Source organism: Streptomyces sp. NPDC051172 (assembly GCF_040682555.1).
Taxonomy (GTDB): domain Bacteria; phylum Actinomycetota; class Actinomycetes; order Streptomycetales; family Streptomycetaceae; genus Streptomyces.
The window spans coordinates 1-25,184 of record NZ_JBFBBE010000050.1 but is presented as its reverse complement, the minus strand read 5'-3'; the positions used below and the strand labels follow the sequence as shown (position 1 = coordinate 25,184).

23 protein-coding genes and 4 pseudogenes are annotated in these 25,184 nt (G+C 71.6%); 8 read left to right on the top strand and 19 right to left on the bottom strand.

What is annotated here, in order from left to right; all coding sequences use genetic code 11:
- Window positions 1-98: 98 nt before the first annotated feature.
- Window positions 99-1,772: pseudogene (locus AB0N07_RS27415) on the top strand (hypothetical protein); the annotation flags it as partial.
- Window positions 1,773-1,970: 198 nt separating this feature from the next.
- On the opposite strand, the gene AB0N07_RS27410 reads toward AB0N07_RS27415, so the two are convergent.
- On the bottom strand, window positions 1,971-2,846 hold the full coding sequence (locus tag AB0N07_RS27410) for a fructosamine kinase family protein (protein ID WP_365839437.1): 876 nt from the start codon (window positions 2,844-2,846) through the stop codon (window positions 1,971-1,973).
- A gap of 65 nt (window positions 2,847-2,911) precedes the next feature.
- A complete protein-coding gene (locus AB0N07_RS27405) occupies window positions 2,912-4,000 on the bottom strand; it encodes a hypothetical protein (RefSeq protein WP_365839435.1) in 1,089 nt (362 codons plus the stop codon).
- A 132-nt stretch (window positions 4,001-4,132) separates the two neighbouring features.
- Here AB0N07_RS27405 and argG point away from each other — a divergent pair, with 132 nt between their 5' ends.
- A complete protein-coding gene (gene argG / locus AB0N07_RS27400) occupies window positions 4,133-5,587 on the top strand; it encodes an argininosuccinate synthase (protein WP_365839527.1) in 1,455 nt (484 codons plus the stop codon).
- 87 nt (window positions 5,588-5,674) lie between these two features.
- On the opposite strand, the gene AB0N07_RS27395 is transcribed toward argG, so the two are convergent.
- The gene (locus AB0N07_RS27395; RefSeq protein ID WP_365839433.1) at window positions 5,675-6,322 is read right to left on the bottom strand and encodes a phosphoribosyltransferase family protein; all 648 of its coding nucleotides are present in this window, start codon (window positions 6,320-6,322) and stop codon (window positions 5,675-5,677) included.
- Window positions 6,323-6,588: 266 nt separating this feature from the next.
- Entirely contained in the window at window positions 6,589-7,260 is a 672-nt protein-coding gene (locus AB0N07_RS27390; protein ID WP_365839431.1) for an alpha/beta family hydrolase, read from the bottom strand.
- A gap of 105 nt (window positions 7,261-7,365) precedes the next feature.
- On the opposite strand from AB0N07_RS27390, the gene AB0N07_RS27385 reads away from it, so the two are divergent.
- Entirely contained in the window at window positions 7,366-7,674 is a 309-nt protein-coding gene (locus tag AB0N07_RS27385; protein WP_365839429.1) for a hypothetical protein, read from the top strand.
- Between the two features lie 7 nt (window positions 7,675-7,681).
- Here the strand turns inward: AB0N07_RS27385 and AB0N07_RS27380 are convergent, their stop codons facing one another.
- A complete protein-coding gene (locus AB0N07_RS27380) occupies window positions 7,682-8,440 on the bottom strand; it encodes a hypothetical protein (RefSeq protein WP_365839427.1) in 759 nt (252 codons plus the stop codon).
- 105 nt (window positions 8,441-8,545) lie between these two features.
- On the opposite strand from AB0N07_RS27380, the gene AB0N07_RS27375 reads away from it, so the two are divergent.
- Window positions 8,546-9,667, top strand: coding sequence for a CapA family protein (locus tag AB0N07_RS27375; protein WP_365839425.1), 1,122 nt, complete (start codon window positions 8,546-8,548; stop codon window positions 9,665-9,667).
- Between the two features lie 353 nt (window positions 9,668-10,020).
- On the opposite strand, the gene AB0N07_RS27370 is transcribed toward AB0N07_RS27375, so the two are convergent.
- The 4 genes from AB0N07_RS27370 to AB0N07_RS27355 all read right to left on the bottom strand — a co-directional run bounded on the left by AB0N07_RS27370 (window position 10,021) and on the right by AB0N07_RS27355 (window position 14,113).
- Entirely contained in the window at window positions 10,021-10,446 is a 426-nt protein-coding gene (locus AB0N07_RS27370) for a CBS domain-containing protein (protein ID WP_365839423.1), read from the bottom strand.
- Window positions 10,447-10,552: 106 nt separating this feature from the next.
- Window positions 10,553-12,241: a murein biosynthesis integral membrane protein MurJ gene (gene murJ / locus AB0N07_RS27365; RefSeq protein ID WP_365839421.1), complete on the bottom strand. Its 1,689-nt coding sequence runs from the start codon at window positions 12,239-12,241 to the stop codon at window positions 10,553-10,555.
- 17 nt (window positions 12,242-12,258) lie between these two features.
- Entirely contained in the window at window positions 12,259-12,792 is a 534-nt protein-coding gene (locus AB0N07_RS27360) for an NUDIX hydrolase (protein WP_365839419.1), read from the bottom strand.
- A gap of 52 nt (window positions 12,793-12,844) precedes the next feature.
- Entirely contained in the window at window positions 12,845-14,113 is a 1,269-nt protein-coding gene (locus AB0N07_RS27355) for a multidrug effflux MFS transporter (protein ID WP_365839417.1), read from the bottom strand.
- An 84-nt stretch (window positions 14,114-14,197) separates the two neighbouring features.
- Between AB0N07_RS27355 and AB0N07_RS27350 the strand changes: the two genes are divergently transcribed.
- Complete coding sequence (locus AB0N07_RS27350; RefSeq protein ID WP_365839415.1) at window positions 14,198-14,701, top strand: MarR family transcriptional regulator; 504 nt, start codon at window positions 14,198-14,200, stop codon at window positions 14,699-14,701.
- Window positions 14,702-15,319: 618 nt separating this feature from the next.
- Here the strand turns inward: AB0N07_RS27350 and AB0N07_RS27345 are convergent.
- The 3 genes and pseudogenes from AB0N07_RS27345 to AB0N07_RS27335 form a co-directional block, all read right to left on the bottom strand.
- Window positions 15,320-15,826, bottom strand: a complete 507-nt coding sequence (locus AB0N07_RS27345) for a MarR family winged helix-turn-helix transcriptional regulator (protein ID WP_365839413.1) — start codon at window positions 15,824-15,826, stop codon at window positions 15,320-15,322.
- 50 nt (window positions 15,827-15,876) lie between these two features.
- Window positions 15,877-16,528, bottom strand: a pseudogene (locus AB0N07_RS27340) (acetoacetate--CoA ligase); the annotation flags it as partial.
- A gap of 83 nt (window positions 16,529-16,611) precedes the next feature.
- A complete protein-coding gene (locus tag AB0N07_RS27335) occupies window positions 16,612-17,262 on the bottom strand; it encodes a TetR/AcrR family transcriptional regulator (protein ID WP_365839411.1) in 651 nt (216 codons plus the stop codon).
- Window positions 17,263-17,487: 225 nt separating this feature from the next.
- Between AB0N07_RS27335 and AB0N07_RS27330 the strand changes: the two genes are divergently transcribed.
- Window positions 17,488-17,928 carry an ATP-binding protein gene (locus AB0N07_RS27330; RefSeq protein ID WP_365839409.1) on the top strand — a complete coding sequence of 147 codons (441 nt, stop codon included), beginning with the start codon at window positions 17,488-17,490 and terminating at the stop codon, window positions 17,926-17,928.
- A 13-nt stretch (window positions 17,929-17,941) separates the two neighbouring features.
- Here AB0N07_RS27330 and AB0N07_RS27325 read toward each other — a convergent pair whose 3' ends face one another.
- Window positions 17,942-18,532: a PadR family transcriptional regulator gene (locus AB0N07_RS27325; protein ID WP_365839406.1), complete on the bottom strand. Its 591-nt coding sequence runs from the start codon at window positions 18,530-18,532 to the stop codon at window positions 17,942-17,944.
- Window positions 18,533-18,924: 392 nt separating this feature from the next.
- The gene (locus AB0N07_RS27320; protein ID WP_365839404.1) at window positions 18,925-19,722 is read right to left on the bottom strand and encodes an SGNH/GDSL hydrolase family protein; all 798 of its coding nucleotides are present in this window, start codon (window positions 19,720-19,722) and stop codon (window positions 18,925-18,927) included.
- Between the two features lie 119 nt (window positions 19,723-19,841).
- On the opposite strand from AB0N07_RS27320, the gene AB0N07_RS27315 reads away from it, so the two are divergent.
- A complete protein-coding gene (locus AB0N07_RS27315; protein WP_365839402.1) occupies window positions 19,842-20,804 on the top strand; it encodes an alpha/beta hydrolase in 963 nt (320 codons plus the stop codon).
- 12 nt (window positions 20,805-20,816) lie between these two features.
- Here the strand turns inward: AB0N07_RS27315 and AB0N07_RS27310 are convergent, their stop codons facing one another.
- The 5 genes and pseudogenes from AB0N07_RS27310 to AB0N07_RS27290 form a co-directional block, all read right to left on the bottom strand.
- On the bottom strand, window positions 20,817-21,596 hold the full coding sequence (locus tag AB0N07_RS27310; RefSeq protein ID WP_365839400.1) for an SDR family oxidoreductase: 780 nt from the start codon (window positions 21,594-21,596) through the stop codon (window positions 20,817-20,819).
- Between the two features lie 58 nt (window positions 21,597-21,654).
- Entirely contained in the window at window positions 21,655-22,761 is a 1,107-nt protein-coding gene (locus AB0N07_RS27305; protein WP_365839525.1) for an FAD-dependent oxidoreductase, read from the bottom strand.
- A gap of 210 nt (window positions 22,762-22,971) precedes the next feature.
- Window positions 22,972-23,200: pseudogene (locus AB0N07_RS27300) on the bottom strand (DNA-binding response regulator); the annotation flags it as partial.
- A 156-nt stretch (window positions 23,201-23,356) separates the two neighbouring features.
- Window positions 23,357-23,749, bottom strand: a complete 393-nt coding sequence (locus tag AB0N07_RS27295; protein ID WP_365839398.1) for a dihydrofolate reductase family protein — start codon at window positions 23,747-23,749, stop codon at window positions 23,357-23,359.
- A 70-nt stretch (window positions 23,750-23,819) separates the two neighbouring features.
- Window positions 23,820-24,734, bottom strand: a complete 915-nt coding sequence (locus AB0N07_RS27290; protein ID WP_365839396.1) for a LysR family transcriptional regulator — start codon at window positions 24,732-24,734, stop codon at window positions 23,820-23,822.
- Between the two features lie 155 nt (window positions 24,735-24,889).
- On the opposite strand from AB0N07_RS27290, the pseudogene AB0N07_RS27285 reads away from it, so the two are divergent.
- Window positions 24,890-25,184, top strand: a pseudogene (locus AB0N07_RS27285) (hypothetical protein); the annotation flags it as partial.

Genomic DNA, 25,184 nt, shown 5'->3' with positions numbered 1-25,184 from the left:
GGAAAACCCACAAGTCGTGGGACGCGTGAGGCGGAAGGGGCGCGGTCGGGCAGAAAACCCGAATGCGTGGGCAGGCACGGCTCTGCGATCCTTCCGGAATGTCCGACCGTCCGGAACCACTGGTCATCCGGCACACCCACCGTCTTCCCCTGCCGACCGGCCCGGCCGGTCGAGGGGACGTTGCTGCACGGCAGTTCGACGCCGTGCTGATGTCGGCGGGCTTCAAGCTCTCGGCGGACCTGCTGACGCATCTGTCGGGGCTGTCCGAGGGCACGGTCGTCGACACCGCCGTACGCACGCTGCGCACGGTCCGCGAGATGGTGGGCGACCACGTCCGGCACAACGTGTACTTCATCGACTTCCCGGCCCATGTGCCGGACACCTTCGACTTCTGGATGCGGTGCATCGCCGGGGCGCTCGCCGAGGACAAGACCCGCGAGGGGACGCTCGCCCAGCTGCAGAGCGGTGTGGTGGACCTGCTCACGCTGCCTTCCTACGGCACCTACCGGCACACGTACGCCGAAATGCTCGCCGCCCACGACGAGTTGATCGCGGCGGCGGGCGACCGGCTGACCGTGCTGCACCTGGGTGGGACGGTGGAGGACGAGGTCAGGGCGCTGTATCTGGCGCTTGCCGGCAGCAGCACTCCGCTGGGCGAGGACGACCTGGGCGATCTCGGGGTGCTCGCCGGGCACTGCGTGGACGGGCCGCAGCCCGAGGCGATCCCGGTCCGGGAGAACCGTGCGGTCGTCAACGCGGCGCGTCTGACGGCGGGTTCGGGTCTTCTGCTCGACAGCGTCACCGATGTGCTGCGGCTGGCCTGCGCGATGTCGGGCGGTGATGTGACGCTCCTGGAGCCGACCCGTTTCGGTACGCTTCCGCGTCCGGTGCGCCGGGCTCTGCTCGCCGCTCTGGACGCGCTCGTCGCGGCGGCCCCGGCCAAGCTGGCCGATGTGTCCGTCCGTCGCGAGCCGTGGAAGCGGCTCGGTGAGCGGCTCCACCCGCACGAGTACCCGCAGTGGCCGCATGCCGCGGAGGTGTTCGCCGTCGCCCGCGGTGAACAGCGGGTGCGGTCCTTCGACAGCCGCGTCGAGGAGCTCTTGGACAGGGACGACGTGACCGGGGCGGCCGAGCTGCTCAAGTCCGCGCCGGGCAAGCTGTTGCGTTCCCTGGACCGGCTGCTGCGCGCGGCGCAGGTCGAGGACGAGCGCGAGTCCGTGGTGGCCGCCGCCGAGCAGGTGGTGTCCCAGGCGGCCGGCCGCATCGTGCTGTCGGTGCGTGAACACCTGCACAACCGGGCCGAGGAGACCGGCGAACGCCGGGTCTTCGTCAACCGGCGCGGCCGCGCGTGGGTCACCGACGACACCCGGCCACCGCTGGCGCCGGCGCAGCGCAAGCGGCTGATCGCCGCCCTCGACGCGGAGATACGCCGCCGGCTTCCGTCCCCCGAGCGCCTGCTGGTCGACCCCGATGTCCTCGACGTCGCGCTCCCGCTCAGCGGGCGGGCGACCGCGGCGGGCCTCGGCGTGCTGCCCCGCGGTTCGGTCACTACGGTCGCCGGGGAGCTGCTGCGGTTCTTCGTCCACTGGAAGCAGGCGGAGCAGCGCACGGACTTCGACCTGTCGGCGGTGCTGCTGGACGCCCGCTACCGCACGGTGTCCTGGCTGTCGTACACCTCGCTCACCCAGTTCGAGGGCGAGCACTCGGGCGACATCACCGAGGCGCCGGACGGCGCGTCGGAGTTCATCAACCTGCGGCTGGGCGCGGTGCGCAGCACGGAGCGGCCGGACGGACTGCACCCGGACTCGCGGATCTTCACCCCGGAAAATCTGCGCGACCTGATCCCCGACTGACTGTTAGGGTGGGCCGCAGGCGAGGCCATGAACGGGACTTCCTTCTCAAAACACCTTCTGATGCCAGTCCCTTCGCTTTCCTCGCCGCTCGCTTCACGCAAGGGCTCTCGCGTCTCGTCACGCGAGGGCCCTTCGTGCTGCCGTGAGGGCCTGTTCGGCGTATCCGCGGCCGAACAGCACGGCATGCACCAGCAGCGGGAAGAGCTGATGGAGCCCTACCCGGTCCGCCCATCCGTCGGCCAACGGCGCCGCCTGCTGATAACCGTCGAGTACGTGCTCCAGGTGCGGGCAGCCGAAAAGGTGCAGCATCGCCAGGTCGGTCTCGCGGTGGCCGCCATGTGCGGCCGGGTCGATCAGCCAGACCTGCCCGTCGGCTCCCCACAGCACGTTGCCGTTCCACAGGTCGCCGTGCAGCCGGGCGGGCGGCTCGGCGGGCCCCGCCAGTTCGGGCAGCCGTTCACAGACGCGCTCGATCACGGCCGTCTCGGCAGGGCGGACGGTGCCCCGGTCGACGGCCTTGCGCAGGTAGGGCAGCACGCGGTGTTCGGCGTACCAGCGGGGCCAGTCGGTGCCGGGGACATTGCGCATCGGAGCCCGCCCGATGTACGCGTCCACGGGACCGTCGGGTGGTGGCGCGCCGAACACGGGGGCACCGGCGGCGTGCAGGGCGGCCAGCCCGCGCCCGAACCGCACCGCCGCCGGGGACGTCGGCGGGCCCTGCGCGACCACGCCCGTCACCAGCCAGCGCTGGTCGTGCCCATGGATGTCCGGAACGCGGACCGTGCCGGCGTCGGCCAGCCAGCGCAGCCCGGCCGCCTCGGCCTGCACCGCGCCCGGATCGTCACCGCGCTTGACCATCACCGACCACCCGTCGTCGAGGCCGACTTCGGCGAGGGACGCGGACAACTGTCGCTCGCCGCGCACGGTACGCCCGGTGATCCTGGCCGCAGCCGCGCCCGGGCCGTCGCTGTCGGAGGGGAAGCCGATGTGCACGGACACCACAGTAGGACCGCCGTGGGCCGACCGGAGCCGGTCCAGGGTGGGCCGTCCAGGACGGGTCAGTCCAGGTGCTCCTCGTCATCGCCGTCGTCATTGGCGGCATAGGGATGGACGTATCGCTCTTCGCCGAAGGGGATGAACCAGTCCTGCACGGCGCCCTTGGCGATGCCGTCCGCGGTCGGGGTGTACAGCCAGTCGTGGTCCAGGTCCTCGAACAGGCCGTCGGCGAAGACCTGCAGGGCGGTTTCGACCTCGTCGCTCAGCAGCTCGTAGAGGTCGGCCGTCACTTCGGCCTGGGCGAGCAGGAACTTCAGCAGGAGTTCCTCGGCCACGCAGCTGGGCCCGCCGAAGTGCGGCTGGGTGAGGCGGCCGGTCATGCTCACCGCGGTGACGGTCAGGCGGCGGACGAACAGGACCGTGTACTGCAGGGCGAACTGCGGGGGCAGATCGTCGAGGACCATGAACGGCGCGTCGGTCTCCGCGACGGTGGGCCCGTCCTCCTCCAGACCGGCCAGGTCCGTGAAGAGCTCGTCGACCAGCAGATCGATGGCGTACACGACGGCACCGGCCGCGACCTCCGCCGCCTCCCGGCCGACGGTCCGCTCCTCCTCGTCCTCGTGGTGGCCGAAGGCCTCCAGCGGGAAGGCCCGCAGCGTCGGTGCGAGAGCACGGAGTGTGCTGCGCATGGCGTCGACCTCGTCGCGGTCGAGACGGCCCGGGCCGGTCGCGGGCTCGGCCGCCGCATGCCGGCGTGCGCGTTCGGCGGGATCCGCGGGCGGTGCGTCCGGGCCGTCGGCCGCGTCCAGGCTCTCCTGCAGCAGGTCGGGATGCAGCTCCACCCCGCAGCGGGTGATCTCCCAGTCGGCAAGGGGTTCACTGCGCTCCAGCAGCTCCGCGACGACCTCACGGGCGGCGTCCTCGGCGAACTCCAGTGCCGGTGCGTCGACGAAGAGCTTCAGCAGGACCCCGGCGGGATGGACGGCGATGACGTCGTCCACCAGGTCGACTTCCATTCCGTCGGGCCCCTCGATGGCCGCGATCGAATCGAGCCCCTTGCGCAGCAGGAAGCCGACGCCCTCCCGCTGAAGAACGTCGAGCTCCGGGGCGCCCTTGGGGAGGTCCACGTCCACAGTCACCGCGTATGTCACACGATCATGGTGCCTGAGCGGCGGCGTCCCGGGGGCAGGAACCCCGAGGAATCGGAGTGCACAGGGAGCAGCCCCTCAGCGCTCCCCATCCAAGGCTTTGCATGATCATGCGAGATCATGCATACTCTTCCTATGTCCAAGGTCCTCACCTCCCTGCCCGCCGGCGAGCGCGTCGGCATCGCCTTCTCGGGCGGCCTCGACACCTCCGTCGCGGTCGCGTGGATGCGCGACAAGGGTGCCGTCCCGTGCACCTACACCGCCGACATCGGCCAGTACGACGAGCCCGACATCGCCTCGGTGCCCGGCCGTGCGAAGACGTACGGTGCCGAGATCGCGCGTCTCGTCGACTGCCGTGCGGCGCTGGTCGAGGAGGGCCTGGCCGCGCTCACCTGCGGGGCGTTCCACATCCGCTCGGGCGGGCGTGCCTACTTCAACACCACTCCGCTGGGCCGCGCCGTCACCGGCACCCTCCTGGTGCGGGCGATGCTCGAGGACAACGTCCAGATCTGGGGCGACGGCTCGACCTTCAAGGGCAACGACATCGAGCGGTTCTACCGCTACGGCCTGCTCGCCAACCCGCACCTGCGGATCTACAAGCCCTGGCTCGACGCCAACTTCGTGACCGAGCTCGGCGGCCGCAAGGAAATGTCGGAGTGGCTGGTCGCCCACGGCCTGCCCTACCGGGACAGCACCGAGAAGGCGTATTCCACCGACGCCAACATCTGGGGCGCCACCCACGAGGCCAAGACGCTTGAGCACCTGGACACGGGTGTCGAGACCGTCGAGCCGATCATGGGCGTGCGGTTCTGGGACCCCGAGGTGGAGGTCGTCACCGAGGACGTGACGATCGGCTTCGACCAGGGCCGCCCGGTGACGATCAACGGCAAGGAGTTCGCCTGCCCCGTCGACCTGGTCATGGAGGCCAACGCCATCGGCGGCCGCCACGGCCTGGGCATGTCCGACCAGATCGAGAACCGGATCATCGAGGCCAAGAGCCGCGGCATCTACGAGGCGCCCGGCATGGCCCTGCTGCACGCCGCGTACGAGCGGCTTGTCAACGCGATCCACAACGAGGACACCCTCGCCCAGTACCACAACGAGGGCCGTCGCCTCGGCCGCCTCATGTACGAGGGCCGCTGGCTGGACCCGCAGGCGCTGATGATCCGGGAGTCGCTGCAGCGCTGGGTCGGCGCGGCCGTCACCGGCGAGGTGACGCTGCGGCTGCGCCGCGGTGAGGACTACTCGGTCCTCGACACCACGGGCCCGGCATTCAGCTACCACCCGGACAAGCTGTCGATGGAGCGCACCGAGGACTCGGCGTTCGGCCCGGTGGACCGGATCGGCCAGCTCACCATGCGCAACCTGGACATCGCCGACTCCCGCGCCAAGCTGGAGCAGTACGTCGGCCTCGGCCTGATCGGCACCGGCAGCCCCACCATCGGCGCCTCCCAGGCCGCCGCGACCGGCCTGATCGGCACCATGCCGGAGCTGCCGGAGGGCGGCGCGGAGGCCATCGCCTCCCGCGGCGAGGTCTCGGAGGAGGACGCGCTGCTGGACCGCGCCGCGATGGAGTCCGGCACGGACTGACGCCTGCGAACGCAAAGGCCGGCCCGACACCGTGGGTGTCGGGCCGGCCTCTCCGTCGGTTCATCGACGCCCCCGTACGCAGCGGGTTCAGCCGGCCGCCGTGTGCAGGGCCCTCAGCACGTCCTCGTCCGTCAGCTGCTCGAACCTCTCGTAGCACAGGCCCACGGCCATGAAGGACGCCGGCTGCTGCAGACAGAGCACCTCGTCGGCCTCGGCACGCATCTGGTCCGCCGCGTGCGGCGAGCCGACCGGCACGGCCAGCACGACCCGCTCGGGGGCCTGCCGCCGTACGTATCGCAGGGCGGCGCGGGCCGTCGATCCGGTGGCGAGCCCGTCGTCGACGACGATGGCGGTGCGGCCTGTCAGGTCGGGGGCGGGGCGGCCCTGACGGTAGAGGCGTTCGCGGCGGTGGAGTTCCCTGCGTTCACGTTCCACCACCGGGGCCAGCATGGCCCGGGTCAGGCCCAGTTGTACGAGGGCGTCCTCGTCGAAGAGGGGATCGTCGTCGCCGACGATCGCGCCCACCCCGAGCTCCTCCTGGAACGGGGCGCCGATCTTGCGTACGACCAGGACGTCGAGCGGGGCGCCCAGCGCCCGCGCCACCTCCCGGGCCACGGCGACGCCGCCGCGTGGGAGAGCCAGGACGACGGGGTGCGGCAGGACGTCCTTCTCCTGCCGGATCCGCAGCCGTTCGGCCAGTTCCCGCCCGGCCTCCGTGCGGTCATGGAACTGCATCGCGGTCGCCACTCCTTCCCGCGCGGACGGCCCCCTCGGTGCGTTCCCCGCGTACCCCTCACACGCCGGTCGAAGCACGCGCCCCGGCCGTCCCTCCGTCCCCCGGGGGTGGAGTCGGCCTGGATGACCAACGGGCGGGGTGCGGCGATGGCAGGCGCGGTGCCAGGGCCGCTGAGCAGCAGCGTCAGCGCGGCCGCGACCCGGAGGGAACAGGCCGGCCGCGGACACCGGCAGCTACGGCGGAGGATGCGCGCGGCTCTCGCCCCTCATTGCTCCGCCGCGGCCTCGCCTGCGATCTTGAGACGGTCCTCGCACCAGTTCCGTGCCATCTCCGCGACCTGCTCCAGCGCACCGGGCTCCTCGAACAGGTGAGTGGCACCGGGCACGATGCGCAGCGAGTGCGGGCCGCTGAGCTCCCGGGCGGCCGCCTGGTTCAGCCGCAGCACTTCGGGGTCACGGCCGCCGACGATCAGGAGCACCGGGGCCCGTACGCCGGGCAGCGCATCGCCGGCCAGGTCCGGGCGCCCGCCCCGCGACACAACGGTCAGGGTCCGCCGCGGCCGCTCGGCGGCGGCCACCAGGGCCGCTGCCGCCCCGGTGCTGGCACCGAACAGGACCACCGGCAGCTTCCCGGTGTCGGGCTGTGTCTCCAGCCAGTCGACCACGGCGACGACTCGGCGGCCCAGGAGAGGGATGTCGAAGCGGTACTCCGCCGTGGAGGCGTCCCGGCGGTCCTCCTCCTCGGTGAGCAGGTCCATCAGTGCGGTGCCCAGTCCGACGGTGCGCAGTTCGGCGGCGACCGCGCGGTTGCGGGGGCTGTGCCGGGAGCTGCCGCTGCCGTGCGCGAACACCACGACCGCGCGGGCCGAGTCGGGCAGGACCAGATCGCCCGGGAGTGCCACGCCGTCGGCGGGAACCGAGATCAGCTGGGAGATCATCGCCATCATCTTCTTCCTCGTGGCCGGCCCGGCGGGGCCTCGTATGGCCTGCTGGGTCACGGGTACCCGTACTGGTGAAACACCTCTTTCGAGGAGATGACTCGGATGCTGCTCATCGGACTGCTTCTCCTCGGGGCGACAGGCGCCTTCACCGCCCTGGCGATCGCCGGCAACCTGTCCGGGGGCCCCGAATACACCGTCTCGGTGCTCGACCACCACATCGCCACCATGAACACGCTGGCCGTCTTCAGCTCCGGCCTCGCGCTGGCGCTGATCTTCTGCCTGGCGCTGGCCGCCGCGGTGAACGGCGTCTCGCACCGGCCGAACCATCGCCACCACCGCAGGGTGCGCACGCGCCACGCCGGTGAGACGACCCGTCTCGACGACATGATGGGACCGGACGAGCGGGCCTGAGGAGGCGTCACCGGTCCCGCAGCCGCACGAGGTGGTACAGCACCGGCATCACGGTCGTGCGGTTCTCCTTCAGCGTGGGCTGCAGGAAGCGGTAGAAGCTCGGCTTGCTGAACTGGCGCAGGGCGACGGCCGCCAGGCTCAGGTCCCAGTGGGCATGACCGACGAAGCAGTAATCGGAGGTCGTGCCGTCGAGGGGCTGCAGCAGCAGCGAGTTGTCGAGGCCGGTCTCCGCGGCGTACCAGCCCGCGAGGTGCTCCCACAGTTCCGCGGTGAGCTCGGGATCGTCACCGACGAAGTAGCTGAACTGGAACAGGCCTTCCTGGCTGCGGCCCACGTCGGCTACGCACTTGTCGCAGCGGGCCGCCATCACATGGACATCGCCCGCGGCCTGCTCCAGCCGCCGGTGCAGGCGAAGGCAGGCGGCGCTGTCCTGCACCTGGTCGATGTCCTGCGGTGTCCTGGTCTCGACGAGGACGACGACGTCGTAGCGGGCCGGGTGCGCGGTGTCCGAGTGCAGGCCGACGGTCGGTGCCACGGCGGCGGCCCGGTACACGCTCGCCCGTTTCACCTCGACCAGGCTGGCGAGGTCCTCCGCCTCGGCCCGCAGGACATCGAGCAGATGCGTCTTGTCGCGACTGTGGCCGGGTCTGCCGATCCCGTCCGGGGGTTCCACCGCGGCGGCGATGTGGAGGTAGCCGGACGGCGGCGGCTCGGTGAGGCGGGCCGGAGCGAACTTGGGTCGTGGGTGAACGAGGGTGACGCTCATGGGAGTCTCCCGCGGTGCGGTGCGTTCCCTGGTCGTCGTTGCACCTACCCGAAGTGCACCGGCTCACGCTCGCCTCGCCCGTGTGGCCGCCACTACCGTGGGGGCATGGGCGGCGGCGCGGTGACGCTGTTCCTGTGCGGTGATGTGATGCTCGGGCGCGGCGTCGATCAGATCCTGGCGCATCCCGGTCTGCCGGAACTGCGGGAGGGGTACGTCGAGGACGCCCGCTCCTATGTCCGGTTGGCGGAGTCGGTGAACGGTCCGATCCCTGCGCCCGTCGCTCCCTCCTGGCCATGGGGCGCGGCACTCCGGCTGCTGGAACGGGCCGCCCCGGACGTCCGGATCGTGAACCTGGAGACGTCCGTGACGTGCAGCGACACATTTGCACCGGACAAGCTGATTCACTACCGCATGCACCCGGCCAACCTGCCCGCGCTCAGCGTGGCCGCCCCGGACGTCTGCGTGCTGGCCAACAATCACGTGCTGGACTTCGGCCGCGAGGGACTGGCGGAGACCCTGGACGCGCTCGCTCGCGCGGGCCTGCGGGCGGTGGGCGCCGGACGCAGCGCCGAGGAGGCGTACGCGCCCGCCGCGGTGCCGGTCCCTGGAGGGGGCCGGGCGCTGGTGTTCGCCCTCGGGGCACGCTCCAGCGGTGTTCCGCCCGGTTGGGCGGCCGCCTCCAGCCGGTCCGGGGTCGCCTGTCTGCCCGAGGTGTCGGCGGCCGCGGCCGCCGAGGTGGTTCGGCGGGTACGGGCGGAAAAGCGTGCGGGCGACGTCGTGGTCGTGTCCGTGCACTGGGGCTCGAACTGGGGTTATCGGGTGCCCCGGGAACACGTCCGTTTCGCCCGCGCCCTGGTGGACGGCGGAGTCGACGTGGTCCACGGCCACTCCTCGCACCACCCCCGCCGGATCGAGGTGTACCGCGACCGGCTGATCCTGTACGGCTGCGGCGACTTCATCGACGACTACGAGGGCATCGGCGGCTGGGAGGAGTATCGCGACGACCTGCGGATCGCCCATCTCGTCACCCTCGCGGCAGACACAGGGCGCCTGACCGGCCTGCGCATGGTGCCCCTGCAGGCCCGCCGTATGCGGCTCGAGCCCGCATCGGACGCGGACCGCAGCTGGCTGCGCGCCACCCTGAACGGCATCAGCGAGGCCGTACACCTGACCCTGGATCCGGACGGCACCCTCACGCTGACGCACCGGACCCGGACCGGCACGTGAACCGATGGCTGCGGCTGACGCTGCTGGACGTGGGCACGATGAACACGCCCCGCTTCGCGCCCGCCGGTCTGCTGCCCTGCTGTGGCCGTCACCTCGTCTTCGACGGCGGTCCCGGCGCCGGATCCCCGCCGCTGCCGCTGGTGCCCGGCTGGTCAGCGACGAGCACGCGGAACTGCGCGAGCGCCCGCGGCGTTCGGATCCGGGCCGGTGCCCAGCAGTGGGGCGAGCCACGGCTGCGGTGCCTGCCGGTGGCGCACACCTTCTGGGAGTTCCCGGCCTGGGCGGCCGCCGGTGGACGAGTGGGGTGTCGAGGGGCGCACGTACTCCTTGCGGTCAGGCGTGGAGCATTGAGGTCAGCGGTTCGGGGCCGCCCGGCTGATGTCCGCGAGGGCGGTGTGCGGGTCCTCGGTGCCGGCGAGGTCACCGATGCTGACGATGCCGACCGGGCAGCCGCCGTGCTCAACGACCGGAAGGCGGCGGACGGCGTACTCGCGCATCAGCTCTATGGCCCGGTCGGTCGTGTCGTCCGGTGTCAGGGTCACCACGGGCGGTGGCGTGCACACCGAGCCGACGGTCGTGACGGCGGGGTCGCGGCCCGCGGCGAGGGCCCGGACCACGATGTCCCGGTCGGTGAGCACGCCGAACAGGTCGCAGTCGTAGGCCACCAGCACGTCGCCGACGTCCTGCTCACGCATCAGACGGGCCGCGCGCGCCACCGTGGTCATGGGCTCGACGGCGGCCGCGCCGGGGGACATCACGTCGCGTATCTTCCGGGTCATGGCAGCTCCCAGGTCCTGCATCGGCGGGGTGGTGCTCTCGCCCGCGTAGCCCGCAGCGCAGGCGGTAAACCGGCCATCGGCCATCGCTCGGCGCCTCGGCTCTGCGTCACCGCAGTCCGGGCAGGCTGCGCAGCTCTGCGATCTTCAGGAGACGGGCCAGGGCGAGAAACGCCACAGCCAGTGCGAGCGTTCCCGCGGCGAGGGCACCCGCGGTGGCCCAGATCCCGCTGCCCAGGAAGACGGAACAGGCGTGTGCGGCGCCCCAGCCGGCGGTCGCGGCGAGGGCGGCGGCGGACAGCAGTCTGAGGTAGGTGCGGCGCAGGGCGCCGTCGTCCAGGCGGCCGCCGGTCCTGCGGCGCAGCAGCCGTGCCGTGAGCGCGAGGCCGACGAGGTAGGAGAAGGCGTAGGCGCCGGCCATGCCGGTCACGGACCAGCGGGCGGGCAGCAGCACATGGCAGGCGGTGGCCAGGGCGATGTTCACCGCGGAGATCCACGCGGCCATGAAGAACGGGGTGCGGGTGTCCTCGAAGGCGTAGAAGCCGCGCAGCAGCAGGTACTGCGCGGAGAACGGGATCAGGCCGAGAGCGAAGGCCTGCAGCATCTGCCCACCCGGCTGTGCGGCGGCGGCATCGGACGCGCCGTGGGCGAACATCAGCGTGGCGATCCGGGGACCCAGCGCGAGGAAGAGGAAGGCGGTGGGCACGATGACGACGCCGCTGATGCGCAGCGCCCGCGACAGGTCGGCACGCAGGTCCGCGACACGGCCCTCGGCGGCGGCCCTGCTCATCCGCGGCAGCAGCGCGGTCACCAGGGACACCGTGACGACGGACTGCGGCAGCATCCAGATGGTCTGCGCGTACATGTAGTTGGTGTAGCCCACGCCGGCCTTCGACCCTGGCGCATCGGCGGCGTTGGCGTAGTTGGTGATCACCGCCAGGGAGACCTGGTTGGCGAGGACGAACAGCAGCGTCCACTTCGCCGCGTGGATCCCGGAGCCCAGGCCGGTGCCGCGCCAGTCGAACCGGGGTCGGAAGCGGAATCCGGCGGCCCGCGCGAACGGGATCAGCGCCAGGGCCTGCACGGCGATGCCGACGGTGGTCCCGACGCCCAGGTACCGCACCTGGGTCGCGGTGATGTCCTCGACCCGATCCGGGACGGTCATCAGGCCCAGGTAGGCACCGAACATGCCGATCAGGACGACGTTGTTGAGGACGGGCGTCCACATCATCGCGCCGAACTTCTCGCGGGCGTTGAGTACTTGGCCGTAGATGCCGAACAATCCGTAGAAGAAGATCTGCGGCAGCAGGAACCGCCCGAACGTCACCGTGAGTCGAAAGGCCTGGTGCTTGTCCGGGGTGTCCTGGATGTAGACACCGACGATCTGCGGTGTGGCCCACACGGCGAGCGCGGTGCCCGCGCCGAGCACACACACCACGAGGGTCACCAGACGCTGCTCGTAGGCCCGGCCGCCGTCCGGATGGGTGGCGCGCGCCCGTACCAGCTGGGGCACCAGGACGGCGTTCAGCGCGCCGCCGATCAGCAGCGTGTACAGGCTGGTCGGCACCGTGTTCGCGGTGTTGTACGTGTCGGCCAGCTGGCCCACGCCCAGCGCCGCGGCCTGCAGCACCTGCCGTATCAGCCCCGTGGCGCGGGACACGACGGTGGCCACCGCCATCAGCACCGACGACCGGGCCGGTCCGCCCGTCGCTGCTGTCCCCCGCCGGGCGGTACGCCGCCCTCGTATTCCTTCGCCCGCCGACGTGACCGGCCTCGCGGGCTGCTCCCCCTGCTTCATGCGGTCAACCTATGCCATCAAGATCCCCGCACTCGCCGGCCGCGTTCGCCGAGCCACTGTGCACACCGCTTCATCCGCAGCCGGTCGTCGGGAAACCAGCCCTGCCACGCCTCGTCCAGCGACAGCCAGTCCGCAGGCTGTCCCTCCTCGGGCGTCAACTCCGTTCGTCCGTCGACGACTTGGATGAACGTCACACCCAAGGTGGCAGCCCAGTCGGGATGATAGGAGCGCACCGTCACAGCGGCCGGCACCGGATGAAGTTCGGCCCGGACGCCGGTCTCCTCGAACAGCTCCCGGCGCGCCGCCTCGCGAGGGGTCTCGCCGGGCTCCACCTTGCCACCGGGCGGCACCCATCCCCGCCAAGGGTGGCGCACCAGCAGGACCTGCGTCAGAGTGCTGTCGAAGGCCCACACCTCGGCGGCGAGCGGTGGGTGCAGTGCCGCGTCGGGGCGCAGCAGCCACTCCAGGGCGTTGTCGTGTACGGCCATGGCCTGCCGGACGTCGTGGAGCGCGGCTTCGAGGGTGCGTGACTCGATGCGGTGGTGTGTCATCTGCCGGAGCGTACGACGAGCCACTGACAACGGCGCCCGCGTCCCGTACCCGTCAGCCTGCGGCCGGTTCCCCCTCCCCTTTCCAGGGGCGTGCCAGCGCCAGCAGTGCAACTCCCGCCGCAGCCACCACGATCAGCATGATCAGCGCCATCGGCAGGGAGCTGTTCTCACCGAACAGGCCCACCAGGGGCGAGGCGAGGGCGCCGAAGAGGAACTGCAGGCCGCCGAGGAGCGCGGAGGCGGCGCCCGGGGTGCGGCGGCCGAGGGTCTGCCCGATGCTCATCGATGCCGGGAAGATCATGCCGATGCCACCGAGGGTCACGAACAGCGTCACCCAGGTGCCGAGGAGAGTCTCGCCGACGAGCACCACCAGCAGCACCTGCGTCAGGGCGCCGGCTGCGGCCACGCACACGCCCGCCGTGAGCAGTGTGTTCAGCCGTACGCCCCGTCCGACCAGCCGCGAGAAGACCGCGCCGGCCATCAGCATGCCGGCCGCGTTGCTCGCGAAGATGAGGGAGTACGTCGTCGCCGAGACGCCGTGCAGGTTCTCGAAGACGAAGCTGGAGCCGCTGATGTAGGTGAACAGTGCGGCGGAGACAAGGGCGAGGACGAGGACGTACCCCATGAAGGTGCGGCGGGCGGACAGTGCGCCCATGGCGCGGAAGGTGCCGGCGAGCCCGCCTTTGTGCCGCCGCTCGGGCGGCAGGGACTCCGGCACGGCCCGCAGCACGGCGAGCACCAGCAGGACCCCCAGCACGGCCAGTGCGGCGAACACGGCACGCCAGGTGGACACGCTGAGGATGGCCCCGCCGAGCACCGGTGCGGCGACCGGTGCCACACCCATGATCTGGGACAACACGGCGAAGTAGCGGGGCAGTTCGGGTCCGTGGAAACGGTCGGTGAGCACGGCCCGGGCCAGCACGGTGCCCGCCGCGCCGGTCACACCTTGCAGGAAGCGGGCACCGGTCAGCACGCCGATGTTCGGGGCGGCGGCACACACCAGGGAGAGCACGACGAAGCCGGCCAGCCCCGACATGAGCAGTCGACGGCGCCCGAGCCCGTCGCTGAGCGGCCCGATCAGCAGCTGTCCGACGACGAACCCGGCCAGGAACGCGGTCATGGTCAGCTGCACGGCCGCGCTGCTCGCTCCGAGCGCGTCCCCCATGACGGGAAAGCCGGGCACGTACATGTCGATGGCGAGCGGGGCGACCGCAGTCAGCGAGCCCAGGACCGCGACCAGGCTGGCGGTGCCGCGCCTGGAGGCCGACGGTCGGCCGGAGTCGGTCTCGTCCGGCGCAGCCGATGGGGAGCGGGATATCATGAGCATAACGGTAACCAATAGTTCACCAGTTAACTAATAACCGTCCAAGCAGTGAGAACCCGAACAGCGAGAAGGCGAACCACAATGCCCTCCTCCCCCGCCTCCCCGGCCGAGACCCGCCTGCGGTGGGCCGAGCACAACCCCGGGCTCGACACCTCGCCCATGGAGCTGGTCGGCCTGCTCAAGCACGCCACCGCCCTGCTCGGCCGCGCCGTGGAGCCCCTCTACGCGGGCGCTCCGCTCACCGCCCCGGAGGTCGACATGCTCATTCCGCTGCGGCACACCACCGAGCCGGTGATCGCCCGGAGTCTGGCCGAGCGCATGGGCCTGTCCCGCGCCGGCGTGAGCAAGACGCTCGGCAAGCTGGAACGCCGCGGCTTCATCGCCCGCACCCCCAACCCCGCGGACCGCCGCGCCGCCCTGGTCACCATCACGCCAGACGGCGCGAAGGCCGTCGACGAACTGTTCCCCCGCCAACTCGCCGCCGAGGTCCAGCTGTTGGCGGGTCTGGGCGAGGACAGGGAGTGGGTTCTCAAGGCGCTGGGGCGGCTCGTGGAGGTCATGGAGGGCAGGACGGGCCGCGGCTGAGCGAGCACTCCCGTGCCTTCCCGTACGGGCCGCCTGCTGCCTGGCGTGCGCGTATGGATCATCAACAGGGGCCGTCCGTACGGCATTTCGGCCACTGTCGGTGGCTGGTCGCCCAGGAGGCGACCGAGGCGCGAGGGACGGGCGGCTGCAGGTCGCCAACGGCTACTACCGGCTGACCCGCGGCTCGTTCGCCCGGTTCGGGCTGCCGGTGCCGCATCCGGACCGCATCGTGGACGCCGTCCTGGACCACGCCCGCGACTCCCGTCGCTTCGGTGGGGGCCGGAAGAACGCCGGCAACGTGCTGGACGTCGCCCACCCCTTGCGGCTGCGCACCCGGCAGCTCGGCAACGGCGCCGGAGGCGACGGCCACGTACGGCCGAGATACGGGCCTGTGCCGAGCGGCAGCCGAGCGCGGCCCTGCCCCGCCGACACGACGGCGAGGTCTCCGGCTTCGGCCCTACGGGGCCTGGCCCGCGGCCCGGTCTGCAGGGCCCCGAGACGTGGTTGGCCGTCATCTGGTACCTGGCCGACCCGCTGGGCCGCTCCGACGAGCTCGGCCACCGTCCCCGAGGCGTCCACCGCCCGGAGCCGGCCCGCAGCGGCCTGCGACGCTGAGCCCTATCTGCGCCGCCACGGAAGTACCGCCGGATCGGTCTCGGTGGCCTCCACGCGGTGCAGGGCGTCACTGATGGCCTCGCCGATCTCGGCGAACTGCCGTACCTGTTCGGGGGTGAGGGCGTCGAACACGGCCCGGCGTACGGCGTCGACATGGCCCGGGGCGGCCCGTTCGAGCAGGGCGCGACCCTCGGCGGTGAGGACGGCGAGCTGGCCGCGGCCGTCGGCGGGGTCCTCGCGGCGGTCGACGAGGCCGACCTCCCGCAGCCGGTTCACCGCATGGGTGAGCCGACTACGGGTGATCTTGAGCCGCTGGGCCAGTTCGGACATGCCGAGGACGCCGTCGGGCGTCGAGGAGAGATAGGCGAGCAGGCTGTAGTCGGCATGCGTCATGCCCGCGTCGCGCCTCAGCTGACGGTTGAGATAGTCGGTGAGCAGCGTGGAGAAGTCGACGTAGGCCAGCCAGGCTCGTCGTTCCTCGGCGTTGAGCCAGCGCGGCGTGGTGGGCATGGGTGACATCCTACCGGAACACCGTTTGAAATTTCAACTACACCGCTCTTGCGGCGCTCCTCGCCCAGCCGGGTGTAGTAGTGGACGAGGTCGGGGGCGCCCACGACGGCCGGATTGACGACCTGCTCGACGGGGGCGCCCCGGAGCAGCCGCTTGACCGGGACCTCGAGCTTCTTGCCGGTGCGGGTGTGCGGGACGGCCGGGACCTGGAGGATCTCGTCGGGTACGTGCCGCGGGGACGCGCCGGTGCGGATCGCGTCGCGGATCTTCTCCCGCAGGGCGTCGTCGATTACCGCCCCAGCCGCAAGCACCACGAGCAACGGCATCCGATAGCCGCCGTCCGGCTCCTCCGCGCCGATGACCAGCGCCTCCGCGTCCGGGCCGGGTGACGACCAGCTCGCCGACCCGGTCCACCACGGGGAAGCCCTCGGTATCGTAGGCCGCCAGCGCCACGCCCAGCTGCGGTGCCGACAACTCCCCTGCCCATACCGGGGTGTTGGGCGCGGAGCCGGTGCAGCCGATGACGCGGATCGCCGGCAGGTCGGGCACGACCGGGTCGATACCGAACTCGGCCATGCCCAGCAGGTATTGGGGGCTGGTGCCGAAGAGGGTCACGCGGTGGCGGGAGGCCAGTTCCCAGAGCAGGTCGGGGCGGGCCAGGGGTGCCGGGCTGCCGTCGTAGGTGCAGGTCGTGGCGCCGCTGCCGCAGCCGCACCACCTGTACGGCGGGACGTCAGGGCCGCAACCGATCCGTGCCCGGTACGAGATCACCCGGATCCCGCGGCTCACACCTCGGCGCCAGGCTCCTCGCGCGGCACGAGCGCCGCGATCTCCTCGACCACCGCGCTCGCCTGCTTCTCCGGCACACCGGCAGCGATCAGCGTGGCGACGGCCGTACGCGTCCCGTCGTCCTCCAGCGCCCCGGTGTTGACGTCCTCCAGCAGCGCGACCGCCATCGCCTCGAGTCCGGCGCTCAGCACGGCGGGCGGCAGATGGGAGTGGAAGACGCCGTCGCGCTGTCCGCGCTCCAGGATGGCCGTGACCACATCGCGGGCCGGGGTCAGGACCTCGGTCACCCGCTCCGCACCCAGGTCGCGACGGGCCAGGCCCAGCAGCATCCGGTAGCGGTCGCCCACCGGCCAGATGCGGAGCATGAAGTACGCGAGCGCCCGGTCGGCCCGCTCCTCGGGCCGCACCCCGTCCACCAGCACTTCCTGGAACGTCTCGGACGCCTCTTCGGCGAGCGCTTCCAGCAGGGCCGAGCGTCCCGGGAAGTGACCGAAGAGCGTGCGCCGTACGACACCTGCGGCGCGCGCGAGCTCCTCGAGGGTGATGTCGGGGTTGCGGCCGAGCTCCCGGCGGGCCGTGGCCAGGATGCGCGCCCGGTTGGACCGCGAGTTGCGGCGCATCGGTACACGGGCGGCGGGCTTGGTCACGGTTCAACCTCGGCGGTACGCGGGCGGGTGGGCTGAGCAGGCGCAATGGTGTCCATTTTGGCACGGCACCCGTCTGACCAGACCGGCTACGCAGCAGGCAGTAGGCGACACTCGGCCAGATATGGCCGGATTCAGCCGCCCCCCGTGTGCGCAGTGACATTCATCTGTCACTGTGCGCTTATTCGAGTGTCGAGATCTTTTCGATGTCATTCGGGAGGGATGCGTGTGCTGAGACGTGAGACGTTCCGGCTTCCCCGTCATCCGGCTTCGGTCGGCTTCGCCCGGTACCGGGTACGGCAGCATCTGGCCAGCTGGGGGCATGCATCGAACGACGAGATGACGGAGAGGGTCGTTCTGCTGGCCTCCGAGCTGGCGGCGAACGTCGTGCGTCACGGGCCCATCCTGGAGCGCGAGTTCGAGTTGGCGGTGACGGCGCGGGCGGACGGCTCCTGTTTCATAGCCGTCTCCGACGAGAGCCCGGCGCAGCCGGTCCTGCATGACGTGCCCACCGGTGACGACGAGAAGGGGCGCGGCCTGCACCTCGTCGACCAGCTCGCCCAGACCTGGGGTGTACGGCCCCGGGGACGCCATGGCAAGACGGTGTGGGCCCTGGTGCGCCATCCCCGCCCGCACACCGTCGCCGGTCTGCAGAAGCCGTGCAGGTAGCGCGGCGGCCGGGTCAGTCGCCGGACGGTTCGGCGAGTGCCGCGGCGCGCTGTTCGAGCCTCTTCAGGGCCGTCTCGCTCCACTGCAGGTTCGCCCGCTCCAGGGCGATGCCGCCCAGCAGCGTGAGGTAGGGGCCGATGCGCTCGGCGGTGGCGAGGTACTCGTCCTCGGTGCGGCCGTCGAGCATGCGTTCCTGCATGCGTAGATAGCGGGCGAGCTTGGCGGTGGCCCGCTCGAAGCGCTCGGCGACCGAGGCGCGTACAGCCTCGAAGTCCACGACGTCACCGATGTCGACGCACTGGACCTTGACCATCAGCTCGTCCCGCAGGGCCGGCGGCTTGGCCGGAGCCTCGCCGACGTAGTCGCGCAGGACCTCCAGGCCGGCCTCGGTGAGCGAGAAGAGCCGCTTGTTGGGGCGGCGCTCCTGCTGGACCACCCGGGCGGAGACGAGCCCCTCGCTCTCCATCCGCTCCAGCTCGCGGTAGAGCTGCTGCGGGGTGGCCATCCAGAAGTTGGCGACGGAGGCCTCGAAGCCCTTCGCGAGGTCGTACCCGGACGCCTCACCCTCCAGAAGAGCGGCCATCACCGCGTTGCGCAGAGCCATTGCCCCAATTTAACACCTTGTTGATTAATCAATAGGACGACTACTACGGCGGTGTCGGACCCGGCGGCCGGCGAGAGGGCGCCGTGCAGCACGTCGGTGCAGGCCTGCGGGCTCAGGACCCCGGGCCACAGGCGGCGTCGAGGCCAAGCCGGTCCAGCAGCGCAGCAGCCGCTCCGTCTTGAGGCCGAGCCGGTGAGCACACGCCGTACCAGCGCTCTTGTGCACGCCAGGGGGACGGCGGCCCAAGTCCCCGATGGCCTCGACGCGTTCGAGCAGCCGGCTGCCGACCCGGTCGAGCATGGGCTGCATCGCTCAGCGCATCAGGCCTGCGCCATCTCCCGAGCCTCAGGTGCCAGGGGAGGCTGGACGAGGTGCTCTGGTCCTCCTGGGGTTCAGGAGGGGCCGTCGGCGAGTACGGTCACCGGGAGGAGTGCGGGACGCTTGGCCTGGCGGCCGTCGCCGGAGGAGCGGCCGCGCACCCGCCGTACGATCCAGGGCCCCAAGAAGGCGCCCGCCCAGCGCAGTTCGGCACCGACGGCCCGCAGGCCCGTGCGGGCCACCGCTTCCGGAGGCAGCGGTCGCGTCCAGCCGTCGTCGCTGCCCGGCAGGTCGAGGGCGTGGGCGACGGCGGCCGCGATGAGGGCGTGGCCCAGCGGGCTCGCGTGCAGCCGGTCGGCGCTCCACATCCGGGGATCGGTCACCGCCGGGTGGGGCCAGGAGTCGGCCACGGCGACGCCGTGCCGTCGGGCCGCCTCACGGATGCGGGCATTGAGGGCGAGGACGCGGGGTGCGAGCGGCCGGGCCGAGGGGGCGAGTCGGCCGGGGTCGGGGAAGGTGACCGTCGCGACGCGGGCGCCCTGTCCGGTGAGCGCGGCGAACATGGCCTCCAGATGGCCGGCGATCTCGTCCGCGTCGAACCGGGGCCGCAGCACGTCGTTGAGGCCGGCGACGACCGTGGCGAGGTCGGGCCGCAACTCCAGGGCGGGCGCCAGCTGTTCGGTACGCACCTGTCCGGCCAGCCGCCCGCGCACGGCGAGGTTGGCATACAACAGGCCCGGGCTCTCCCGCGCGATCTGCTCGGCGAGCCGGTCCGCCCAGCCGCGCAGGCCCCGGACGTCGTCGCCGTCGCCGACGCCTTCGGTCTGGCTGTCACCGACTGCGACGTACCGCAGATATCCACTGCCGGCCACGGAGCCACCGCCTTCCGTTGACACCGCACGACTGCCGACGGCATAGGTGATTAATCTCTTACTCGCATTGTTGAATATATCAGCCACCTGAAGATCACGGCGCACGTAGGCTCGTGCCCATGGTTGAGCATCGGATGATTGACGTGAACGGCATTCGGCTGCATGTGGCGGAGGAGGGCCAAGGCCCCCTGGTCGTGCTGCTGCACGGCTTCCCCGAGTCCTGGCACTCCTGGCATCACCAGTTCGGTCCGCTGGCCGACGCCGGCTTCCGCGTCGTCGCCCCCGACCAGCGTGGGTACGGACGCAGCGACCGCCCCGCCGAGGTGAGCGCCTACAGCATCCTCCACCTGGTCGGCGACGTCGTCGGGCTGATCCATGCGCTGGGCGAGGAGCAGGCGTTCGTCGTCGGGCACGACTGGGGCGCCCCGGTCGCCTGGCACACCGCGCTGCTGCGCCCGGACGTCGTGCGCGGCGTGGCCGGTCTGAGCGTGCCGCCGCCGTTCCGCAGCTCCCGGCCGCCGCTGGCCGTCATGGACGAGCGGTTCGACGGCCGCTTCTACTGGAACTACTTCAGCCAACCCGGCGTTGCGGACGCCGAGTTGGCGCAGGACACCCGCACGGCCCTGCGGAAGATCTTCTACACGGCCTCCGGCGACGCGCCCGGTGCAGGCTCGGGCGCCCAGCCGTTGATCGAACCCGGTCAGGGCTGGCTGGCGACCATGACGGACCCCGAGACCCTGCCGGAGTGGTTCACCGAGGAGGACCTCGACGCCCTGACCGAGAGCTTCTCCCACGGCTTCACCGGGGCGCTGAACTGGTACCGCAACCTCGATCGCAACTGGGAACTGACCGCCCCCTGGCACGGCGCCGTCGTCAGCCCGCCCGCCCTGTACGTGTACGGCGACCGCGACCTGGTCCCCGCCTTCCCCGGCACGCCCGAACTCATAGCGGCCCTCCCGGACCTGATGCCCGGCCTGCGCCGCAAACCCGTCAAGCTGGCGGGCTGCGGCCACTGGACGCAGCAGGAGCGTCCCCGCGAGGTGAACGAAGCGCTCATCGACTTCCTCACCGAACTGGTGTGAACCGTGACGTGATCAGTGGACGGACAGTCCGCCGTCGACGAAGAGGGCCTGCCCGGTGACGTAGGCGGAGGCGCGGCTCGCGAGGAACACCGCCGCACCCGCGAAGTCGTCGGCCAGACCGTTGCGCCCGACCATGGTGCGCGCGGCCAGCGCCGCCACCTTCTCGGGATCGGAAGACAGCCGCTCGTTGAGCGGGGTCATCACGAAGCCCGGCACGAGCGTGTTGCAGGTGACGCCGTACGGCGACCACGCCTCGGCCTGGGAACGGGCCAGGGACTCCAGCGCCCCCTTGGACACCCCGTAGGCCCCGCTCTGCACGAACGCCCGGTGCGCCTGCTGGGAGGTGACGTGGATGATCCGTCCGAAGCCCCGTTCGGCCATGCCGGGGCCGAAGCGCTGTCCCAGCAGGAAGGGCGCCTCCAGGTTCACCGCCATCGTGGTGTCCCAGACGTCCTCGCCCAACTCCCCCATCGGCGGCCGCAGATTGATCCCGGCGCTGTTGACGAGGATGTCGGGCTCCCCGAACACCCCGGCCGCCTGCTCGGCCGCCGCGCGCACGCCCTCGCGGCTGCCCAGGTCGGCGCTGACCCAGGCCGCCCGGCAGCCGTCGGCCGTCAGCTCCTCGACCGTGGCGGCCAGCTCCGCCTCCCTGCGCGCCACGACCACCACGCTCGCCCCGGCCCGCGCGAGGGCCCCGGCGACGGCCCGGCCGATGCCGGAACTCCCGCCGGTCACCACGGCGACGCGGTCCCTGAGCGAGAACAGTTCGGAGAGGTACGTCTGCGAGGTCATGCCCGCACCCTAGACACACCCTGGCCGCGCCCTGGACGCGGGAGGGCCGAGCCTGTGCTCAGGCTGCGGTGTAGCCGAGTTGGCGCCTCATGTACGGGGTCATGAGGGTCTTCGCCTTGGCCAGCACCGAGGTGCGGCCGCCGAGGACCGCGCTCTCGCCGCCCGGCACGGGCAGCAGGGTCAGCCCGTCGGCCGGGCCGAAGGGCACGATGAGCGGGGTGCGGTGCATCGCCCGGTACAGGCGCGGTTCCTTGCGGTGCCTGCCGGAACTGTTCAGGTAGGTACGGATGTTCCAGGCGGCGAGGTCGGCCTGGGCCAGCGCGGCGGGGGTGATCTTGAGTTCGGTGGCGTCGTTCACGTCGCCGACGGCGAACACGTCCAGCCGTCCCTCGACCCGCAGGGTCCGGTCGACCCTGACGTGCCCGGCCGGGTTCAGCCAGTCGCCGTGTCCCCCCAGGCGCAGCCAGAGCGTGTTGGGCGTGGTGCCGGTCGCCCAGAAGGAGAGGTCGGCCTCGATGACGGTGCCGTGCGCGTCGCGATACGTGCCGAAGTCGTTGCCGGGCGACATGAACGAGTCGAGGCGTACCTCCACGTCGTGGGCCTCCAGCCAGGCCCGCGCCCTGCGCCCGGCCCGCTCGACACCCGTGGAGTGCAGCAGCGCCGCCCCGGAGTGGGCGAGCGTGACCCGGGCGTCCGGCCGGGCCAGGCGCACCTCGGCGGCGAGTTCGACGCCGGAAGGGCCTCCGCCGACGACGAGTACATGCCCGGCCGTGGCGATCTTCTGCTGGTGCCCGGCGAAGGACTTCACGGCCTCGTCGGTGGTGGTGCCGGTGAAGCGGGCCGGCTCGGGGTAGTCGGCACCGGTGGCGATCACCACCACGTCGTACGGCAGCCTCTCCCCCGTCGCCAGGACGACCTGGCGCTCAGTGGTGTCGATACGGACCGCCTTGCCCACCGCCACCCGGCCGTTGCGCAGCAGTCGGTCGTACGGGATGAAGGGGGTCACCGACCACTCCGGGCGAACTCCGGCGCGCAGCGAGGCGATACGGTGGAAGAAGACCTCCTTGCGGTCCACCAGCGTGACCCGCGCCACCGAGTCCAGTCGCTTCGCCAGCCGTACTCCCGCGTAGCCGCCGCCGATCACCACTACGTCGCCGTCGTGCACAACGCGTCTCCTGTGCCTGTGGGGGGATGCGAGCGCCGCGATGTGGGGCTTCCTCGGCCACTCGAAGTGCGAAAGAGCGTACCGCTTGAAACTTAAAGCTTTCATGGGGCTTTGTGGGAATTGTGTGAAGCGAACGCGACGGCGTGGATGCGGCCGGTCCCGTAGGCGATGACCACGAGTTGAGCGCGGTCGCGGGCGCCCGGGCGCCCGGGCGCCGGGTGAGAGGAGCGCCTCGCCGGAGGCGACGGGGCGGATCCCGGGCAACAGGACGTCGGTGGCGACGTACTTGCCCAGGAAGTCGCTCGCTCCGACGCGCGGTGCCGCGGGTGCCGGACGGTTCGGGGTCGACGCAGATGGCGGCGGCGGCCAGACCGCCGGTGCCCGGCATGCGGGTGTCCACCAGGACGACATCGGGGTGACGGGCCCGCGTGAGGTCCACCGTCGGTGTTCCTGCTCTTCCCGAAGGGCGCCGGCGGCCACGTCCCTTCCCGCGCGCGGCTCCCGACAGCACCGCGCCCGGCCAGAAGCCGTGCGGCCGACACCGACCGCGGTGACAAGCGCGGCCCACGAGACAGCCGCCGCCGGCCCGAGCCGCCTACTTGTTGACGGGGTAGCAGAGATGAGTGACCCCGGCGCTCTCGACGACGCGCGGGGTGCCAAGCGTGATCGGAGCGTTGGTGAGGTCTCCGACGAGGCGGGTGCCGGCGCCCAGGAGTACGGGGACGAGGTCGACGTGGATCTCGTCCACCAGCCCGGCGTCCAGTGCCTGGCGGGCCAGGTCGCCCGCGGCCACGCCCACGTCGCGCGCACCGGCGGTGGCCTTTGCCTGCTGGATGGCACTGTGCAAGCCGTCGGTGACGAACGTGAAGGGGGCCTCCGGGTGGGCCCAGTCGGCGGGCGCCCGGTGGGTGACGACGTAGACCGGCACGCCGAAGGGATGCCTACCGTCCCAGCCCCGGGTGACGTCGAACAGCCGGCGGCCGACCACGAGCGCGCTCTGCAGCCCGCTCGCGGTGGGTGTGGAGACCCTCGGTCACCGGGAAACTCATCGCTCCTGGCTAGTCGGGCAGCCGCTCCAGCGCAGCCGCCACGCCCGCCTGACCGACGGCGTCAATCAGCGCCTGCCCGATCACCGAGACCGGCTCCCGCGCCGGGAGAACCAGCCCGATCCGCTCCGTGCGGACCGGGCTGACCAGGGGAACGGCCTGCATCCCCGCGGGCACGCCGAAGACGTGCAGCCAGGCATGCGGTACGACGCTCGCCCAGTGCCCGGCTCTGACCTGCGCGAACAGCGAGGCGATGGAGTCCGTCTCCACACGCGGGGTCACGGAGACGCCCGCCGCCTCGAAGGCCGCCTCCAGGACCTGACGCCCCTGCATTCCGGGGTGCAGCAGGCACAGCGGGTACTGGGATGCCTCCTCCCAGGAGATCTCGGCCGGGCCCAGGGCGCGGCCGGAGCTCTGGATCAGCAGGACGTACCGCTCCAGGTACAGCGGGACGAACTTGAAGCCGTGTTCCACGACGGTGCTGTGGTAGGTCACGGCGGCATCGAGTTCGTACGTCTGGAGTCGGCTGACGATGTCCACGGACTGCAGATCCGCGAAGACCTGCACGGTCGCGAGCGGGTTGGCGGCGCAGAACGGCTGGGTCAGGAGGGCGACCGCCGTGGCGGCGGTGGGGACGGTGCCGATGCGCAGCCGTCCGGTCAGCCCCGCCCGCAGCGCCTGGATCTCGCCCTGCATCGCGTCCCGGTCGGCGAGGATGCGCTGCGCCCACAGCACGACACGCTCGCCCTCCGGTGTCAGGCCGTCGAACCTGCGGCCCCGCTGGACCAGGGGGATGCCGAGCTCGTCCTCCAGTTTCCGGATGCCCTCGGACAGGGTCGGCTGGGAGACGTAGCAGGCCTGCGCCGCCTTCGCGAAGTGGCGGGCGCGCGAGAGGGCGACGAGGTATTCGAGTTGACGCAGGAGCACCGTCCCATGATCCCTCGCCCACGGCCGTTGCGCGCCGGTGGTCCTGAACACGCTGCACTGATCGGTGCCGCCTGTCACGCGATCGGAACTTCCGCTTTGACCTGCTCAGAGGCGCTGACGAAGAGTGGCGTGCGGACGAGAGGGCGTGGTGTGCGATGCGGGGCTTCGAAGAAGACGGAGCGGACGAGGGCGAGCTGTCGGTCTCGGCTCCCAGGACCTGGGCCACCGGCGCTCCCGCCGTAGCGCACGCGCTCAAGTACGCACTGGGCCAGACCTCGCCGAAGCGCACCGCGCTGACGCTGCTGAACATCAACCAGGCGAAGGGCTTCGACTGCCCCGGCTGCGCCTGGCCGGAGCCCGCGCCGGGCGAGCGGCACCGCAACGAGTACTGCGAGAACGGCGCCAAGCACATCAGTGACGAGGCCACCTCCCGGCGGGTGACCGCGGACT

Coding starts and splice junctions, on each gene's coding strand:
- argG (WP_365839527.1), top strand. CDS start 4,133: ATGTCCAAGGTCCTCACCTCCCTGCCCGCCGGCGAGCGCGTCGGCATC.
- AB0N07_RS27395 (WP_365839433.1), bottom strand. CDS start 6,322: ATGCAGTTCCATGACCGCACGGAGGCCGGGCGGGAACTGGCCGAACGG.
- AB0N07_RS27390 (WP_365839431.1), bottom strand. CDS start 7,260: ATGATCTCCCAGCTGATCTCGGTTCCCGCCGACGGCGTGGCACTCCCG.
- AB0N07_RS27385 (WP_365839429.1), top strand. CDS start 7,366: ATGCTGCTCATCGGACTGCTTCTCCTCGGGGCGACAGGCGCCTTCACC.
- AB0N07_RS27380 (WP_365839427.1), bottom strand. CDS start 8,440: ATGAGCGTCACCCTCGTTCACCCACGACCCAAGTTCGCTCCGGCCCGC.
- AB0N07_RS27375 (WP_365839425.1), top strand. CDS start 8,546: ATGGGCGGCGGCGCGGTGACGCTGTTCCTGTGCGGTGATGTGATGCTC.
- AB0N07_RS27370 (WP_365839423.1), bottom strand. CDS start 10,446: ATGACCCGGAAGATACGCGACGTGATGTCCCCCGGCGCGGCCGCCGTC.
- murJ (WP_365839421.1), bottom strand. CDS start 12,241: ATGAAGCAGGGGGAGCAGCCCGCGAGGCCGGTCACGTCGGCGGGCGAA.
- AB0N07_RS27360 (WP_365839419.1), bottom strand. CDS start 12,792: ATGACACACCACCGCATCGAGTCACGCACCCTCGAAGCCGCGCTCCAC.
- AB0N07_RS27355 (WP_365839417.1), bottom strand. CDS start 14,113: ATGATATCCCGCTCCCCATCGGCTGCGCCGGACGAGACCGACTCCGGC.
- AB0N07_RS27350 (WP_365839415.1), top strand. CDS start 14,198: ATGCCCTCCTCCCCCGCCTCCCCGGCCGAGACCCGCCTGCGGTGGGCC.
- AB0N07_RS27345 (WP_365839413.1), bottom strand. CDS start 15,826: ATGCCCACCACGCCGCGCTGGCTCAACGCCGAGGAACGACGAGCCTGG.
- AB0N07_RS27325 (WP_365839406.1), bottom strand. CDS start 18,532: ATGGCTCTGCGCAACGCGGTGATGGCCGCTCTTCTGGAGGGTGAGGCG.
- AB0N07_RS27315 (WP_365839402.1), top strand. CDS start 19,842: ATGGTTGAGCATCGGATGATTGACGTGAACGGCATTCGGCTGCATGTG.
- AB0N07_RS27310 (WP_365839400.1), bottom strand. CDS start 21,596: ATGACCTCGCAGACGTACCTCTCCGAACTGTTCTCGCTCAGGGACCGC.